The 986-nt window shown below is 58.7% G+C and carries 1 protein-coding gene; it reads right to left on the bottom strand.

Translation table 11 applies throughout. The features are described 5' to 3' along the window. On the bottom strand, positions 1-986 hold a 986-nt coding region (locus NN5_RS24760), incomplete at both ends, for an APC family permease (protein WP_067739380.1).

Raw genomic sequence — 986 nt, 5'->3', positions numbered from 1 at the left:
GCAATGCCCACGGCCGCATACGCAACGATCGCTGGATCGGTCTGCAGCTTGGCAATCGTGAACGCGATCAGCACGACGAAATCGGCGGCCAGTGCGGCAAGCAGGACCGTCGCCCTCGCACCGACCTCTCGGCGCAGGTGACGAAAAACGCCCCAATGAACCAACATGTCCATCACCAGGTAAAAGAAGGCACCGAGCGCGGCGATACGTGAGAGATCAAAGAGCACCGCAAGCGTTCCGGCCACTACGACCGTATAGATCAGGAGGTGACTGCGCAGGCTCCCGCTCATGCCGAAGTGGCTGTGCGGGATCATTTTCATTTCCGTCAGCATCGTGAGCATCCGTGACACGGCGAAAACACTGGCGATGACGCCGGACGTTGTCGCAGCCAATGCGATGGCGATGGTAAAATAGAATCCTATCCGGCCAAGTGCAGGCTCCGCAGCTGCGGCGAGCGAGTAATCGCGGGCATCGATGATGGCGTTGATACTCAGGCTCGATCCGACAGCGATGGCGACAAGCAGATAGGTCACCACGCAGATGCCGATCGCGATCATGATCGTGCGACCGACATTTCGATGCGGATCGACGATTTCTCCGCCGCTGTTGGTGATCGTCGTGAAGCCCTTGAAGGCAAGAATCGAAAACGCAACCGACGCCACGAAATCCACGGGGCCACCGGTCATCGCCTCGCCAGAAAATGCGCCGGAGGTGAGACCGCTCGCCCAGATCGCTGCCACGGCAAAGATGACGATCCCGCCAATCTTTATGATCGACATGACCAGGGAGAACGCACTGACGGAGCGATTACCCGATGCGTTTATCGCGTAGGCCAGGACAATCAGGCCGAGCGCCAGAAGGGACAGCAGTAACCCGCTACTCTCCATGTCGAAAGGACGCAATGCGTAGGTCGCGAAGGTCCGAGCCACGAGGCTTTCATTGATGACCATCGAAAGCGCCATAAGCAAAGATGCGGAAGCGGCGAC

The sequence above is a fragment of the Novosphingobium naphthalenivorans NBRC 102051 genome (assembly GCF_001590985.1).
GTDB lineage: Bacteria > Pseudomonadota > Alphaproteobacteria > Sphingomonadales > Sphingomonadaceae > Novosphingobium > Novosphingobium naphthalenivorans.
This window is presented reverse-complemented; position numbering and strand designations above follow the sequence as displayed.